The following is a 14,697-nucleotide window of genomic DNA, read 5'->3' as shown; positions in this document are numbered from 1 at the left end:
CCGTCTCGGGAAACGATGATAGCAATGCCGCGCTGCCCTGCCTCACGGCTTGGGGATGCGCAGGGTCTTGCTGATCATCAGCGAGCCGGACAGCGCGAACAGCAGCACCAGCGGGTGCAGCTGCCACGGGCCCAACTGCCACTGGCCCAGCCACAGGTCCGCGCCGGTCGCGCCGACGCTCGCCGCCACGGCCAGCACCACCACCAGCGCCAGGCTGGTCGGAATCGGGGTGCCCTCGAAGTACGGCACCTTGTCGCCTTCGCCCGCCAGTGCCTCGGCGGTCACGTTGTAACGCGCCAGGCGGCTGACGCCGCAGCAGACGAAATAGCTCAGCACCAGCCAGTCCCAGCCGCCCTGCATGCCGCAGGCGTAGGCCAGCGCGGCCGGGGCGACGCCGAAGGAGATGATGTCCGACAGCGAATCCAGCTCACGGCCCAGCGTGGAGCTGGATTTGCGCCAGCGGGCGATGCGCCCGTCCAGCGCGTCGAAAATGAAGGCCAGGGGGATCAAAGCCATGCCGAACAGCAGATAGCTTCGCTCGCCATCCTGCAGGTAGCGCATGGCGGCAAACACCGCCCCGGTGCCGCAGAACGCGTTGGCCAGGGTGAACCAGTCGGCCAGGTGGAACTCGCGCAACATCGAGAAGTGACGTTTCATGGAAGATCGGGTGGCGGCAATCGCTAGAGAGTACCGCGAGCGGCCTGCACGCGGACACCCCACCCTACGCCACCGTACCTCCGCCTTGCCGCGCCGTTCACGCCGGGGCCACCTGCGGTGAATTTTTGGCCACCCATCTTGACAGCGAGTGTCGGCGGGGGCCGACGGGGCTTATCCACAAACTTGCCCACGAGTCATCCACACCCCCTGTGGACAACTCAGTCTCAATAGACGCGACGATGGTGATTTGTTGATCACCGATGCTCATCGGGCGGGGGCGATCCCCCGTCACATGGCCCCCCATCACTGCCACCAGTGGGCTAAGCTGGTGGATGGACTCCGCCGCCGCCAGGTCCTGCCGCCCACCGACAGGAGTCTTGCGCGTGCTTTCCCCCGATGATCTGGCTGCCCAGTTGCGCCACCCCCACGGCGAGCATGCGCTTGCCGTGGCCGAATCGATGAACCACAGCAATGGCGAGCTCAACCGTGCCGCCATCGCCCTGCTCTCGGTCACCCCGGGCGAGCAGGTGCTGGAGATCGGCCCAGGCAATGCGGCCTTCGCGCAGGACCTGCTGCGCACACCGCGCAGTCGCTACGTGGGTGTCGATGTCTCTGCGGCGATGGTCGATGCGGGTAACGCGCTGCTGGCCGCGCACGGGCTGCAGGATCGCGCCGACGTCCGCCACGGTGATGCCCATGCCCTGCCCTTGGACTCGGCCTGCATCGATGCGGCGCTGGCGGTGAACACCCTGTATTTCTGGGACGAACTGAAATTCCCGTTCGCCGAACTCACCCGCGTGCTGCGCCCCGGGGGCCGGCTCTGCCTGGCCTTCGGCGATGCCGCCTTCATGCGCACCCTGCCGTTCACCGGGTACGGATTCCATCTGCATGAGCTGGCCGAGGTCGAGCAGGCGCTGCGCAGCGCCGGATTGACCGTGCAGGCCTGGCGCACGCATCGCGAAACCGGGTGCAGCAACGACGGCCGCGAAGTGACCAAGCACTTCCACCTGCTGCTCGCCCGCCGGTAGCGCCGGCCACTGGCCGGCAACCACGCACTACAGCCGGGTGTAACTCCACGACTGCATGGCACCGTCGCGGTACGGCATCACCCCATGGAAGGCGCGCGGTTCGTCGTCAAAGACCAGCGGCAGGAAGCTGCGATCGCCTTCCCACAGCGGCAGGCTGTCGATCTTGTCCACATCCACCCACTCCAGCGTGCCTTCCGGGTTGGAGGTCAGCGGCGTGCCGGTGAAGTCGTCGATGACGAACACGAAGCCGAACCAGTCCTCGCCGTTCTTGCCGAAGCCCGGCCAGCTGATCGTGCCGCGCAGGCGCATGGTGCCGCACTCGATCCCGGCCTCTTCGCGGATCTCGCGGCGCATGCAGGCGGCGGCATCTTCATCGCGCTCCATCTTGCCGCCCAGCCCGTTGTACTTGCCCAGGTGCAGGTCACCGGGGCGGGCGTTGCGGTGGATCATCAGCACTTGCTTGCCGTCGGCGGACAGCACGTAGCCCAGGGTGGCCACGATGGGGGTATAGGGCATATCGCACAGGCTCGGGTACACAGACCCCCGATTATGCGTGATCCGCCCGGGGACGGCTCAGGGCACCAGGCTGGCGCGGCGTGCGTCGGCCGGTGCGGTGACCGCGCCATCGCGGCGCAGGGTAGCCACGCCGTGGCCGCGTTCGGCCAGGTATTCCAGCCATTTGCCGAGGAAGGTGTTCATGCGCATCCGGTGGCTGATCAGCTCGGCCGGCGGCGGGTACATGCCCACCACGTCCTGCCAGCGGCGGCCCACGTAGCAATGGGTGGTCTCGGCCTGGCGGGCGTCGCGGTACAGGCGCACATAGGCCGATGGATCCGGCTGCCCGGTGACCGGGTCGGCGAAGTCATAGGTCAGCCGCAGTTCGACCGTGTAGCGGTGGCACTCGATCACGTCCAGGCGCACATCCAGCCCATCGCCGATCGAAGAAACGTAGCTGCCGGGGACGAGCTCGGAGGGTGCGAACAGGCGCACGAGGTGCTGGTAGTTCTCGGCGTACAGACCCATCAGCCAGCTCAAGCGGCTGAGCCGGGGGATGCGTTCGATACGGGGCGATGCCTGGGCCATGGGTCGATCCTACACGTTGATCTCCCAACGTGGGGGCGGCGCCGCCCCGGCCAAAGGGGCGGCCCGCCACCGGTTCACACCGGTCAATACATCTCGCGCTGCAGCCCCAGCGTGCCCAGCACCTTGCTCGAGATCTCCTCGATCGAGGTATGGGTGGTGCTCAGGGTCGGAATGCGCTCCATCCGGAACATGGTCTCGGCGGCGGCGACCTCGCGGCGGCAGGTCTCCAGATTCGCGTAACGCGAGTTCGGGCGGCGCTCCTGGCGGATCTGCTGCAGGCGGTCCGGGTCGATGGTCAGGCCAAACAGCTTTTTGCGGTACGGGCGCAGCCGCGGCGGCAGGCGATCCTGCTCCAGGTCCTCATCCGTCAGCGGGTAATTGGCCGCGCGGACCCCGTAATGCAGGGCCAGATAGATGCAGGTCGGGGTCTTGCCGGCGCGGGACACGGCCACCAGGATCACGTCGGCATCGTCGTAGTTGATGGCGATGCCGTCGTCGTGGGTCAGCGCGAAGTTCATCGCGTTGATGCGGCGGTGGTAGGTCTCGAAGTCGACCATGCCGTGGGCCTGGCCGACCCGGGAATGCCGGTTGACCGCCAGTTCGCGCTCCAGCGGCTCGATGAAGGGGGCGAACACATCCAGCATCAATCCGCCGCTTTCGGCCAGGATGATGCTCAGCCCGCTGTCCACGCAGGAACTGACCACAATGGGCCGAACCTGGTACCGCTCCCCCGCTGCGCGGATCCTTTCACAGGCTTCGCGCGCTTTTTCCGGATCATCGATGAACGACATCCGGTCGGTGATGAAGCTGAACCCGGAGAACTGGGTCAGGAGGCTATGCCCAATGGTTTCAGCGGTGATACCGGTTCCATCGGACACGTAGAACACCGGACGGATCGTCGACATACGGCTTTTACCCCCTCCGAAGCTTAAAAAGGCTGTCGATACAAGCTTGTGCCGACAGCGGTCTGCCCGGCATCATATCGGCTTCTTCCTACGGACGTGGCCATCCAGCCCGCCTCGGGCGATGGCCAAACGGAGCATCGCGCTTGAACGAGAACATCCTGTGGTTGCACGAACTGCGCCTGGCCGATCTGGCCCGCGTAGGCGGCAAGAATTCGTCGCTTGGCGAAATGATCGGCAATCTTGCCGGTCTGGGGGTGTCTGTCCCCGGCGGTTACGCAACCACCTCTGAAGCCTTCAAGGACTTCATCGCCCACAACGATCTGTCCAAGCGCATCTTCGACAAGCTGGCCACGCTGGACGTGGAAGATGTCGGTGCCCTGACGGTGGCCGGCAAGGAAATCCGCGGCTGGGTGATCGATGCCCCGCTGCATCCGGCGCTGGACCAGGACATCCGCACCGCCTACGCCAAGCTGTGCAGCGAAAACGGCGGCGGCGATGTCGCGGTCGCGGTGCGCTCCTCGGCCACCGCCGAAGATCTGCCCGATGCGTCCTTCGCCGGCCAGCAGGAGACCTTCCTCAACGTGACCGGCGCCGACGATGTCGTGCACAAGGTCAAGGAAGTGTTCGCCTCGCTGTACAACGACCGTGCGATCGCTTACCGCGTCCACCACGGCTTCAAGCACGAAGATGTGTTCCTGTCCGCCGGCGTGCAGCTGATGGTGCGCTCGGGCGTGGGTTCCTCCGGCGTGCTGTTCACCCTGGACACCGAATCCGGCTTCCGCGACGTGGTGTTCGTCACCTCCTCGTTCGGCCTGGGCGAAATGGTCGTGCAGGGTGCGGTCAACCCCGACGAGTTCTACGTCTACAAGCCCACCTTGAGCGCGGGCAAGCCGGCGATCCTGCGCCGCTCGCTGGGCAGCAAGGCGATCCGCATGGTGTATTCGGATGTCCCCGGTGAGCGCGTGCGCATCGAAGACACCCCGGCCGAACTGCGCAACACCTTCTCGATCAGCGATGAAGACGTGCAGGAACTGTCCAAGCAGGCGCTGGTGATCGAAAAGCATTACGGCCGCCCGATGGATATCGAGTGGGCCAAGGACGGCGTCAGCGGCAAGCTGTTCATCGTGCAGGCGCGCCCGGAGACCGTGAAGTCGCGTGGCCATGCCACCCAGATCGAACGCTTCGCACTCAACCAGAAGGACGGCAAGGTGCTGGCCGAAGGCCGCGCCGTGGGTGCCAAGATCGGTGCCGGTACCGCCCGCGTGGTGCGTACCCTGGACGACATGGCCCGCGTGCAGCCCGGCGACGTGCTGATCGCCGACATGACCGATCCCGATTGGGAGCCGGTGATGAAGCGCGCCTCGGCCATCGTGACCAACCGCGGCGGCCGTACCTGCCACGCGGCGATCATCGCGCGTGAGCTGGGCGTGCCGGCCGTGGTCGGCTCGGGCAACGCGACCCAGCTGATCCAGGATGGCCAGCAAGTGACCGTCAGCTGCGCCGAGGGTGACACCGGCTTCATCTACGACGGCATCCTCGAGTTCGAGCGCACCACCACGGACCTGGGCAACATGCCGCCGGCGCCGCTGAAGATCATGATGAACGTGGCCAACCCGGAACGCGCCTTCGATTTCGGCCAGCTGCCGAACGCCGGCATCGGCCTGGCCCGTCTGGAAATGATCATCGCCAGCCACATCGGCATCCACCCGAACGCGCTGCTGGAGTACGACCGCCAGGACGCGGCGACCAAGAAGAAGATCGACGAGAAGATCGCCGGTTACGCCGATCCGGTCAGCTTCTACGTCGGTCGTCTGGCCGAAGGCATTGCCACCCTGACCGCGTCGGTCGCCCCGAACCCGGTGATCGTGCGCCTGTCGGACTTCAAGTCCAACGAGTACGCCAACCTGATCGGCGGTACCAACTACGAGCCGCACGAAGAGAACCCGATGATCGGCTTCCGCGGCGCCAGCCGTTACGTCGATCCGAGCTTCTCGGCCGCCTTCGCCCTGGAATGCCAGGCGGTGCTGCGCGTGCGCAACGAGATGGGCCTGGACAACCTGTGGGTCATGATCCCGTTCGTGCGCACCCTGGAAGAAGGCCGCAAGGTCGTCGAGGTGCTGGAACAGAACGGCCTCAAGCAGGGCGAGAACGGCCTGAAGATCATCATGATGTGCGAAGTGCCGTCCAATGCACTGCTCGCCGATGAGTTCCTGGAGATCTTCGACGGCTTCTCGATCGGCTCCAACGACCTGACCCAGCTGACCCTGGGCCTGGACCGCGATTCCTCGATCGTCGCGCACCTGTTCGACGAGCGGAACCCGGCAGTGAAGAAGCTGCTGTCGATGGCGATCAAGTCCGCGCGCGCAAAGGGCAAGTACGTCGGCATCTGCGGCCAGGGCCCGTCCGATCACCCGGATTTGGCCGAATGGCTGATGCAGGAAGGGATCGAGTCGGTGTCGCTGAACCCGGACACCGTGGTGGATACCTGGCTGCGCCTGGCCAAGCTCAAAGCCAAGGGTTGATCCTTCCGGCAATGAGATGAAGAACAACACCCCGCGCAAGCGGGGTGTTGTTTTATGCGTCGCTGGTAGATCCGACCGCTGGTCGGCTGCAGCGCATCGCGCGACGTATTCCTTCCCGCATGACGCGAGCGCCTTCAGGCCTCGGCGGTCGAGGCGATCAAGTCCGCTCGGCCGCCAGCATCGAGTAGGCCGCCCGCACGGTCTCGTAACCGTAGGTGCGTTCCAGCCGGCGCACAATGAAATGTCCGCGCGCCACATCCTGGTAGTAGTCGGTGAACATGGTATTGAGCGTCGCGCCCGCCACTGCCCCCACGATCGGCACCGCCTGCGCGGCGAACTTCTCGGTGACCACCACGCCGAAACGCGCGGCGACCTTCTCCACGAGCTTGGCCAGCCACTTCCCGGCTTCCTTCGGGGTCAGCCCGATCATCACCGGGCTGCCGCCAACGGCGCGGCCGGCCAGTTCAGCCGACAGGTGACGCATCACCTCGGCAGTGAAGCCACGGGTGATGTAGTAGCCGGTCTCACTGGCGTCATCCTTGCCGGAGTTGCCGCCCAGCGCGAACACCTCCAGGCAGGCATGCCGGGTGCTCATCTCACGCAGGTCAAAGCCCTCGCTGCGGGCCACGTCGGCCACCGAGCGCATCATGATCGTGGTGGACACCGGCAGCTCGATGAACAGCGTGGTGAAGCCGAACGCACCGCCCACCGCACCGGAGGTGGCCGCGGCCAGCTTGTGCCAGCGCGTGGACGCCGCTTTGCCCGGTGTGTTGTCCATCGTCCACAACGCGGCCTGGGCGGATTTGAACAGCGCTGCTTCGACCGCGCCGTGGATGCGGCGTGACACCGAATCCGGCAGGCGTTTGACCGCGAATTCCAGCGGCGAACCGATCAGGTTGGCCATCTTGGCAGTCAGCGTGGGCGATTCCAACAGGTCCACCGCACGCTGCAGGTCCCGCCAATCCTGCGATGTCGGCAGGATGGAGGACGACAGCGGTGGCGGTTGCGGCGAGGTGATGGCGTTCATGGCCGCGATCATAGCGCTGCCGATGTATACCGCTCGTTGCCACGCCTGACGCTGGCTGAACGCCTGTGCACAGGCCGCTTCCGTGTGTACCGGGCGGCCTGGATCAGGCCGGCAGGCCGGACAACGCGCCCATGAACTGGCGGTAATGGCGCAGTTCTTCGATGGAATCGTGCACGTCGCTCAGCGCGGTATGGCTGGCAGTCTTGCCGACGCCGGCAGCGACGCCGGGGGCCCAGCGCTTGGCCAGTTCCTTGATCGTGGAAACGTCCAGATTGCGGTAGTGAAAGTACTTCTCCAGGCGCGGCATTTCACGGTGCAGGAAGCGACGGTCCTGGCAGATCGAGTTGCCGCACATCGGCGACGCGCCGGCCTTGATCCACTGCTGCAGGAAGGCGATGGTCTGTGCTTCGGCCTGGCCCAGGGTGACGGTGCTGTCGACAACGCGCTGCCACAACCCCGAGCGACGATGCTGGTTGCGGTTCCACTCGTCCATGGCCTCAAGCCGCTCGACCGGATGATGGATCGCGAACTCCGGACCTTCGGCCAGCACGTTCAACTGCGCATCCGTAACCACGGTGGCGATTTCGATGATTGCATCGTTGTCCGTGTCCAGACCGGTCATTTCCAGATCGATCCAGATCAGTCGCTCGCCTTCTGCGCCGTTGTCCGCCATGTGTTCGCCTTGTGCTGGGCCGCCGCTTGCGCCGCGACCGGGAATGGATGAGGCGCACATGATACCGCCAACCCGTCACGACCCTGTCGCCGTGGCGCCCTTACTCCAGCAGTAGCGGCGGTTTGCCGCGCTTGGCGCGGAAATAGTTGGTCAGCCGGGTGCTGGCCTCCTTGGCCAGCACGCCACCGTGGATCTCCACACGGTGGTTGTGCCGCGGGTCGTCGATCAGGTTGAACACGCTGCCGCAGGCACCGGTCTTGGGGTCCGTGGCGGCATACACCAGCCGCGCCACACGTGCATGCACGATCGCCATGGCACACATCGCACAGGGCTCCAGAGTGACGTACAGCGTGCTGCCGATCAGCCGATGGTTGGTGATCGCCCTGCCCGCCTGCCGCATCGCCACGATCTCGGCATGCGCGCTAGGGTCGTGATCGGCGATGTTGAGGTTCCAGCCTTCGCCAAGCACCGTGCCATCAGCACCGACCAGCACCGCGCCGACGGGGATCTCGTTGAACTCACGCTCGGCACGCTCGGCAAGGCCCAGCGCGTGTCGCATCCAGTGCTCGTCCTGATCGTGGACCGGTACGCCCAGCGGCGGCGGCGGCGCGAGGCGCTCAACCATGGCCGTTGGCCTTGCGCACGAATGCCTCGAACGCGGCCAGGGTGGCCTCGCTGACGTGATGCTCAATCCCTTCCGCGTCGCGTCGCGCCGAATCGGCGTCCACGCCCAGCGCCAGCAGGAACTGTTCCACGGTCTGATGGCGGGCGCGCATCTCCACCGCCAGTTGCTCACCGGCCGGGGTCAGGAACACGCCGCGATACGGCCGTTGGATCGCCCAGCCTTCCTTGACCAGCCGCTTGAGCGCCTTGGCCACGGTAGGCTGTGCTACGCCGAGCCGGGTGGCGATATCCACCTGGCGGGCCTCGCGGCCATCGGCAATCAGGTCCGCGATCAGCTCCACGTAATCCTCGACCAGCTCGGACCGGCGCGCTTCTCGCACCTGTACGAAGCCCTCGACATGCACCTGGGCATCGATCAGGGGCGAGGCGGCTTTACGGGTCGACGACGGCATGGTGGCTCCAGCAATGGGCCGGTGGCGAAGGGCTGCGGCGCCGGAACAGTTTACCTAACGCCGCACCTCAGCGAGGCCGCCGCTGCAGAACCGTCTCGAACAACACGGTCCCGTCTTCGTTGACGGCCACCAGTGTGCCCCCATGCGCACGAGCGAACTCGCTGGCGATGAACAGCCCCAGCCCCAAGCCGCGGCTGTCGTGGAAACTGGCCTTGAACGGCTCAAACAACCGCGGCAGCAATGCCTCGGGGATCTGCCCCGCATTGCGCACCTGCAGCCGCAGCGGCCCATTGCGCTCCCCCTCCAGGCGGACAAGCACCGGCGCATCGCCGCCGTGCAGCACCGCATTGCTCACCAGGTTGGACAGCAGCTGCGCCAACCGATCCGGGTCGCCCTGAAGCTGCGCATCGCCATGCACCTTCAGCTCGATCGTTGCCTGCGGGTGGGCGCGGCCGATCTCGGCCACCACCAGCGAGGCAAGCTCGGCGAGGTCGCACTCGGTGCTGTGCAGTCGCAGGCCGCCGGTCCGGATCCTGGAGAAATCCAGCAGCTGCTCGACCATCCGCACCATGCGCTGGGCACTGTTCTCCAGATGGACCAGCGTGCGTTGGACCTGGCTGTCGTCGGGCAGGTCCAGTGACAGCTTGTCGGCACACAGCAGGATCGCGGCCAGTGGCGTACGCAGGTCGTGGGTCAGCACCGCCATCATCGTTTCATTGAGCTTGAGCGCATGCTCCAGCGCCTCGTTGCGCGCCTTGAGCAGCTGCTTCTGCTGATAAAGCTCGATGAACACATTGACCTTGCTCATGATCACCTGCGGCTCGATCGGCTTGTGCAGGAAATCGACCGCGCCGGTCTCGTAGCCCTTGAAGGCGCGCACGGGATCGTTGGGGGACGCGGTGAGGAAGATGATCGGCACGTCGCGGCTGCGCTGGGAGCCGCGCATCAGTTCGGCGAGGGAGAAGCCGTCGATCTCCGGCATGTGCACATCCAGCAGCGCCAGCGCCACCTCATGCTCGAGCAGCAGTTCAAGCGCTTCAGCGCCGGAGGCGGCACACAGAATCTCCAGGCCCGGGCGGCGCAGCAGCGCTTCCATCGCGACCAGGTTCTGCGGAATGTCATCGACAATCAGCAGCTTCACGCAATCGGTGGTGGCAGTCGACCCGGCGGGCTCGATCAGGTTCATCGGGTAAGACCTTTCATACGCGTGCAAATGGAGGTGAGCGGGAGCACCGCGTCGGCGCCGGCGTGTGCCAGGGCCGAGGCGGGCATCATCGAGGAATACGCCTCCTCAGGGCATTGGATCCAGGCTTCGCCACCGGCCTGGCGGACCGCGGCGACCCCGTCACTGCCGTCGCTGCTGGCACCGGTGAGCAGGATGGCCAGCACGCCGTCGCCAAACACGTCGGCAGCGCTCTCGAACAGGGGGTCGATCGCCGGGCGCGAGAACAGCACAGGCGGATCGATGGACAGCGCCAGCGTGGCGCGGTCCTCCACCAGCAGGTGGTAGTCCGGTGGCGCGAACGTCACCGTACCGGGGTGCAGCGGCTGCTTGTCCTCGGCCTCGCGCACCGGCAGCGGGCAGCCGGCGTCGAGCAGGTCGGCGATGCGGCTGGGCCGGTCGCGCGGCAAATGCAGCACCACCAGCACGGGCAGATCCAGCGTCGCCGGGAAAGCGGACAACAGCGACTGCAGCGCACTGACGCCGCCAGCGGACGCACCGATGACCACCAGATCGAAGCGGCTGCGCTGCGACGTACCGGTCATCAGGCCAGCTTCCGGTACAGGCGCTGGTCGCGCGCGCAGGCTTCAAACAACCCCGCGTGCGCGCCGAACTGCAGCGATTCCTTGCTGCCCAACCCCAGGAAGCCCCGGTGTACCAGGGCCTCATGGAACAGGCCGATGGCACGGTCCTGCAGCGGGCGCTGGAAATAGATCAGCACGTTGCGGCAGGACACCAGGTGCACTTCGGAGAACACGGTGTCGGTGGCCAGGCTGTGGTCGGCGAAGACGATGTTGCGCTTCAGCCGGCGGTCGAACACCACGCTGCCATAGCCGCTGCTGTAGTAGTCCGACAGCGAGCCGGTGCCGCCGGCGGCCAGGTAGTTGCGGCTGAACTGCGCCAGCCGGTCCAGCGCGAACGCACCGGACTCGGCGGCCTGCAGCGCCTCGGGATTGATGTCGGTGGCGTAGATGATCGCCCGATCCAGCAGGCCTTCTTCCTGCAGCAGGATCGCCAGCGACCACACTTCTTCACCCGTGCTGCAGCCGGCCACCCACAACTTGATCGAGGGATAGGTCCGCAGCACCGGTACTGCGTGCTCGCGCAGCACCTTGAAGTACGGCGGGTCACGGAACATCTCCGAGACCTGCACGGTGAAGTACTGCATGGCCTGGGCGAACGTGTCCGGCTCATGCAGCAGCCGGTGCTGCAGTGCGCCCATGGTCGGGCACTCGAAGCGCGACATGGCATGCCGCATACGCCGCCGCAACGACGCCAATGCGTAGTCACGGAAGTCGTAGTGGTAGCGCTGGTAAACCGCCTCCAGCAATACCTTCAGCTCCAGATCGAACAGCTCCGTTTCGTTCATCGGCGCGAGCACCACACGCGGCACAGCGAGACCAGCTTGTCCACGTCGATCGGCTTGGCGATGTAATCGTTGGCACCGGCCTGCAGGCAATGCTCGCGGTCATCGGGCATGGCCTTGGCAGTCAGCGCGATGATCGGCAGGTCGCGCCAGCGGTTGTCCGCGCGGATTTCGCGCATGGCGGTCAGCCCGTCCATCTCCGGCATCATGATGTCCATCAGCACCAGGTCGATCTCGGGGCGCAGCTTGTCCAGCGCCTCGCGACCATTGCGCGCGATTTCCAGGGTGACACCCAACGGCTCGAGCACGCTGGACAGCGCGAAGATGTTGCGCACGTCATCCTCGGCCAGCAGCACGATGCGGCCATCAAGCACCGCATCACGGCGGCGTGCTTCACGCAGCAGGCGCTGCTGGTCGGTCGGCAACGACGCCTCGACACTGTGCAGGAACAGCGTCACCTCATCGAGCAGGCGCTCGGGCGAGCGCGCGCCCTTGATGATGATGCTCTTGGAATAGCGGCGCAGGCGCTGTTCTTCATCGCGGGTCAGCGCGCGCCCGGTGTAGACGATCACCGGCGGGAAGGCGACGGCATCGTTGCCCGCCATGCGCTCGAGCAGGTCGTAGCCGGTGCCATCGGGCAACGCCAGGTCGGTCACCATGCAATCGAAGGTGGAGCCGGCCAGCTCGGCCATTGCTTCGGTGATGGTGCCTACCGCGGTGATTTCGAGCTGGTCGCGGCCGAGCAGCAGCTGCAGGTTGGAGCGAAGTTCGCTGTCGTCCTCGACGATCAGCAGGCGGCGCACATCGCGCTTGCTGGTGGCTTCCAGCTGCTGGATCGCACCGACCAGGCGCTCGCGCGTGGCCGGCTTGATCACGTAGCCGATCGCGCCCAGCTCCATCGCCACTTGGGACCGCTCCAGGCCGGAGACCACATGCACCGGGATATGGCGCGTCGCCGGGTCGCGCTTGAGGCGCTCGAGCACGCTCAACCCGGACACATCGGGCAGGCCGATATCGAGCAGGATTCCGTTCGGGCGCAGCTCGGTGGCCAGGCCCAAGGCTTCCTCGGCAGTGCCCGCGACCACGCAGTCGAAATCCAGCTCGTGCGCCATCGAGACCAGCGCGCCGGCGAAGGTCGCATCGTCCTCCACCACCAGAATCATGCGGCCGGCACGGCTGCGACGGCCACGGTCATCGATGACCTTCGCCGCAGGTGCAGGCGCCTGCGCAGGGGCGGATTCAGCGTGGGCGCGGCCCAGCGGAGCAGCGGCAGGCACGGCCGGTGCCGCCACGGCGGCGGGACGGACGTCGTGCACGACGTTGTGCGCGCTGCCGGTGCCACCACCGGCCAGCAGCGGCAGTTCGAGGGTGAAGCAGCTGCCCCGGCCCGGCTCGCTGGAGACGGTGATGCTGCCCCCCATGCGTGCTGCCAGATCGCGCGAGATCGACAGCCCCAGCCCGGTGCCACCGTAACGGCGGCGGGTGCTGCCATCCGCCTGGCGGAAGGCCTCGAAGATGACCGCGGTCTGTTCTTCCGGAATGCCGATGCCGGTATCGGACACCGCAAACTGGATCCGCCCTGCCCCGGCGCTGCGCACCGTCAACGACACGCTGCCGTGTTCGGTGAACTTGACCGCGTTGGCCAGCAGGTTTTTCAGGATCTGCTGCAGGCGCTGGCTGTCGGCGAGCAGCTGGGCCGGCGCGTCGGTCGCAGCGCTGATCTCCAGGCTCAGCCCCTTCTGCACAGCCATCGGCTCGAAGGTTTCCTTCAACCGCTGCAGCACGCTGGACACGGCCAGATTCTCCTCCACCAGCTCCACATGCCCAGCTTCGATCCGCGACAGGTCCAGAATGTCGTTGATCAGCGCCAGCAGATCGTTGTTGGAGGAATGGATCGCCTGGGCGTACTTCACCTGCTCGGCGGTCAGCGTGCTTTCCTTGTTGTCGGCCAGCAGCTTGGCCAGGATCAGCGAGCTGTTGAGCGGCGTGCGCAGCTCGTGGGACATGTTGGCCAGGAACTCGGACTTGTAGCGCGAGCTGGCTTCCAGCTCCGCGCTGTTCTGGACCAGCTGCGCCTGGGCCAGCAGCAGCGCCTGCTGGCGCGACTCCAGCTCGTGGGTGCGCTCTTCAAGCTGCACATTGGTCTGTTCCAGTTCGGCCTGCTGCTGCTCCAGATTGGCCTGGGAATGCAGCAGGCTGCGGCTCTGCTCTTCAAGTTCCTCGTTGGCCACGCGCAGCTCTTCCTGCTGGGTCTGCAGTTCTTCGCTCTGGCGCTGGGTCTCTTCCAGCAGTTCCACCAGCTGCGCGTTGAGCAGCGCCGCGCGCAGCGCAATGCCGATCGGCTCGGCGCACTGCAGCAGCAGTGCCATCTCCAGGCCCCGCGCAGGCGACACACCGGCACGGCCCAGCTCAATCACGCCGATGACCACGCCGTCGGCCGTGATCGGGCCCAGCAGGCGCTGGTGCACGGTGGTGCGGCCCAGCGGCGTATCGATATCCAGCGGACTCTCGCTGTCTTCCAGCCGGCGCGCGCGGCCTTCGCGGATGATCTCGCCCCATTGCCCGGCATGCGCTGGCAACGTTTCCGGCAGCTGCGAGGGCAGCGCGGCGCCACCGACCAGCACCAGCCGCTCGCCCTGCAGGCGGTACATCGCCCCGACATCGGCGTTGAGCTGCGCGCACAGCGCGCGCATGGCCTGGTCAGCCAGCTCGCGCGGCGTGGGGTCGCCCTGCAGGCTGGTGCCCACCACGTTCTCGCCGGCCTGCAACCACAGTGCATCGGCCGCTTCGCGGCGGGCACCGATGGCCTTCATCACGGTCAGCGCCATCATCAGGAAGGCAACGCCGCCAATACTGCGGTTGACGAAGGAGAACGCCGAGTTGCTGCTGGACGGCGCTACGTTGTAGCCCACGGCCAGCAGGATGCAGGAACCGATCGCCACCAGCAGCGGCACTTCCATGCGGCGCTGGAACAGCGTGATGCCCACCGCCAGGAAGTAGGTCAGCCAGACCGCATAGCCCAGCGGCACCACCATCTCCGTGCCCAGCGTGCCCGCCATCAAGGCGGCCGACGCAAGCCAGATCCAACGGTCACGGGAGGTAGGCGCAGAATTCATGCCGTGTTCCAGCTCAAAAGGG

14 protein-coding genes are annotated in these 14,697 nt (G+C 66.3%); 2 read left to right on the top strand and 12 right to left on the bottom strand.

What is annotated here, in order from left to right:
* Window positions 1-42: 42 nt before the first annotated feature.
* Complete coding sequence (locus ABE464_RS03945; RefSeq protein ID WP_070474651.1) at window positions 43-657, bottom strand: CDP-alcohol phosphatidyltransferase family protein; 615 nt, start codon at window positions 655-657, stop codon at window positions 43-45.
* A gap of 377 nt (window positions 658-1,034) precedes the next feature.
* Between ABE464_RS03945 and ABE464_RS03940 the strand changes: the two genes are divergently transcribed.
* Entirely contained in the window at window positions 1,035-1,685 is a 651-nt protein-coding gene (locus tag ABE464_RS03940; protein ID WP_346470837.1) for a class I SAM-dependent methyltransferase, read from the top strand.
* Between the two features lie 27 nt (window positions 1,686-1,712).
* On the opposite strand, the gene ABE464_RS03935 is transcribed toward ABE464_RS03940, so the two are convergent.
* The 3 genes from ABE464_RS03935 to ABE464_RS03925 all read right to left on the bottom strand — a co-directional run bounded on the left by ABE464_RS03935 (window position 1,713) and on the right by ABE464_RS03925 (window position 3,673).
* On the bottom strand, window positions 1,713-2,201 hold the full coding sequence (locus ABE464_RS03935; RefSeq protein WP_088435401.1) for an 8-oxo-dGTP diphosphatase: 489 nt from the start codon (window positions 2,199-2,201) through the stop codon (window positions 1,713-1,715).
* A gap of 57 nt (window positions 2,202-2,258) precedes the next feature.
* Window positions 2,259-2,768, bottom strand: coding sequence for a DUF1249 domain-containing protein (locus tag ABE464_RS03930; protein ID WP_346470836.1), 510 nt, complete (start codon window positions 2,766-2,768; stop codon window positions 2,259-2,261).
* A gap of 83 nt (window positions 2,769-2,851) precedes the next feature.
* Window positions 2,852-3,673 (bottom strand): pyruvate, water dikinase regulatory protein, encoded by an 822-nt coding sequence (locus ABE464_RS03925; protein WP_019184148.1) that lies wholly within the window; start codon window positions 3,671-3,673, stop codon window positions 2,852-2,854.
* 143 nt (window positions 3,674-3,816) lie between these two features.
* Here ABE464_RS03925 and ppsA point away from each other — a divergent pair, with 143 nt between their 5' ends.
* Window positions 3,817-6,195 carry a phosphoenolpyruvate synthase gene (gene ppsA / locus ABE464_RS03920; RefSeq protein ID WP_346470835.1) on the top strand — a complete coding sequence of 793 codons (2,379 nt, stop codon included), beginning with the start codon at window positions 3,817-3,819 and terminating at the stop codon, window positions 6,193-6,195.
* A 157-nt stretch (window positions 6,196-6,352) separates the two neighbouring features.
* Here ppsA and ABE464_RS03915 read toward each other — a convergent pair whose 3' ends face one another.
* From ABE464_RS03915 to ABE464_RS03880, 8 genes are all read right to left on the bottom strand, one after another.
* A complete protein-coding gene (locus tag ABE464_RS03915) occupies window positions 6,353-7,222 on the bottom strand; it encodes an EcsC family protein (RefSeq protein WP_123729765.1) in 870 nt (289 codons plus the stop codon).
* 103 nt (window positions 7,223-7,325) lie between these two features.
* Window positions 7,326-7,895 carry an oligoribonuclease gene (orn, locus tag ABE464_RS03910; protein WP_346470834.1) on the bottom strand — a complete coding sequence of 190 codons (570 nt, stop codon included), beginning with the start codon at window positions 7,893-7,895 and terminating at the stop codon, window positions 7,326-7,328.
* 100 nt (window positions 7,896-7,995) lie between these two features.
* On the bottom strand, window positions 7,996-8,520 hold the full coding sequence (gene tadA / locus ABE464_RS03905) for a tRNA adenosine(34) deaminase TadA (RefSeq protein ID WP_346470833.1): 525 nt from the start codon (window positions 8,518-8,520) through the stop codon (window positions 7,996-7,998).
* Entirely contained in the window at window positions 8,513-8,971 is a 459-nt protein-coding gene (gene mntR / locus ABE464_RS03900; RefSeq protein ID WP_123729561.1) for a manganese-binding transcriptional regulator MntR, read from the bottom strand. The genes tadA and mntR overlap by 8 nt, the downstream gene beginning before the upstream one ends.
* A 67-nt stretch (window positions 8,972-9,038) precedes the next feature.
* Entirely contained in the window at window positions 9,039-10,157 is a 1,119-nt protein-coding gene (locus ABE464_RS03895; RefSeq protein WP_346470832.1) for a hybrid sensor histidine kinase/response regulator, read from the bottom strand.
* Entirely contained in the window at window positions 10,154-10,738 is a 585-nt protein-coding gene (locus ABE464_RS03890; protein WP_346470831.1) for a chemotaxis protein CheB, read from the bottom strand. The genes ABE464_RS03895 and ABE464_RS03890 overlap by 4 nt, the downstream gene beginning before the upstream one ends.
* On the bottom strand, window positions 10,738-11,562 hold the full coding sequence (locus ABE464_RS03885) for a CheR family methyltransferase (RefSeq protein WP_346470830.1): 825 nt from the start codon (window positions 11,560-11,562) through the stop codon (window positions 10,738-10,740). The genes ABE464_RS03890 and ABE464_RS03885 overlap by 1 nt, the downstream gene beginning before the upstream one ends.
* Window positions 11,559-14,675: a response regulator gene (locus tag ABE464_RS03880; RefSeq protein WP_346470829.1), complete on the bottom strand. Its 3,117-nt coding sequence runs from the start codon at window positions 14,673-14,675 to the stop codon at window positions 11,559-11,561. The genes ABE464_RS03885 and ABE464_RS03880 overlap by 4 nt, the downstream gene beginning before the upstream one ends.
* Window positions 14,676-14,697: the final 22 nt, after the last annotated feature.

The sequence above is a fragment of the Stenotrophomonas sp. TWI587 genome, from assembly GCF_039674145.1.
Classification (GTDB): domain Bacteria; phylum Pseudomonadota; class Gammaproteobacteria; order Xanthomonadales; family Xanthomonadaceae; genus Stenotrophomonas; species Stenotrophomonas maltophilia_AY.
The sequence above is the reverse complement of the archived record's forward strand: the minus strand, read 5'-3'. Positions and strand labels throughout refer to the sequence as shown.

What these genes read in the sequence shown, in the direction of transcription:
- ABE464_RS03945 (WP_070474651.1), bottom strand. Translation starts at nt 657, where the DNA reads ATGAAACGTCACTTCTCGATGTTGCGCGAGTTCCACCTGGCCGACTGG.
- ABE464_RS03935 (WP_088435401.1), bottom strand. Translation starts at nt 2,201, where the DNA reads ATGCCCTATACCCCCATCGTGGCCACCCTGGGCTACGTGCTGTCCGCC.
- ABE464_RS03930 (WP_346470836.1), bottom strand. Translation starts at nt 2,768, where the DNA reads ATGGCCCAGGCATCGCCCCGTATCGAACGCATCCCCCGGCTCAGCCGC.
- ABE464_RS03925 (WP_019184148.1), bottom strand. Translation starts at nt 3,673, where the DNA reads ATGTCGACGATCCGTCCGGTGTTCTACGTGTCCGATGGAACCGGTATC.
- ABE464_RS03915 (WP_123729765.1), bottom strand. Translation starts at nt 7,222, where the DNA reads ATGAACGCCATCACCTCGCCGCAACCGCCACCGCTGTCGTCCTCCATC.
- orn (WP_346470834.1), bottom strand. Translation starts at nt 7,895, where the DNA reads ATGGCGGACAACGGCGCAGAAGGCGAGCGACTGATCTGGATCGATCTG.
- tadA (WP_346470833.1), bottom strand. Translation starts at nt 8,520, where the DNA reads ATGGTTGAGCGCCTCGCGCCGCCGCCGCCGCTGGGCGTACCGGTCCAC.
- mntR (WP_123729561.1), bottom strand. Translation starts at nt 8,971, where the DNA reads ATGCCGTCGTCGACCCGTAAAGCCGCCTCGCCCCTGATCGATGCCCAG.
- ABE464_RS03895 (WP_346470832.1), bottom strand. Translation starts at nt 10,157, where the DNA reads ATGAACCTGATCGAGCCCGCCGGGTCGACTGCCACCACCGATTGCGTG.
- ABE464_RS03890 (WP_346470831.1), bottom strand. Translation starts at nt 10,738, where the DNA reads ATGACCGGTACGTCGCAGCGCAGCCGCTTCGATCTGGTGGTCATCGGT.
- ABE464_RS03885 (WP_346470830.1), bottom strand. Translation starts at nt 11,562, where the DNA reads ATGAACGAAACGGAGCTGTTCGATCTGGAGCTGAAGGTATTGCTGGAG.
- ABE464_RS03880 (WP_346470829.1), bottom strand. Translation starts at nt 14,675, where the DNA reads ATGAATTCTGCGCCTACCTCCCGTGACCGTTGGATCTGGCTTGCGTCG.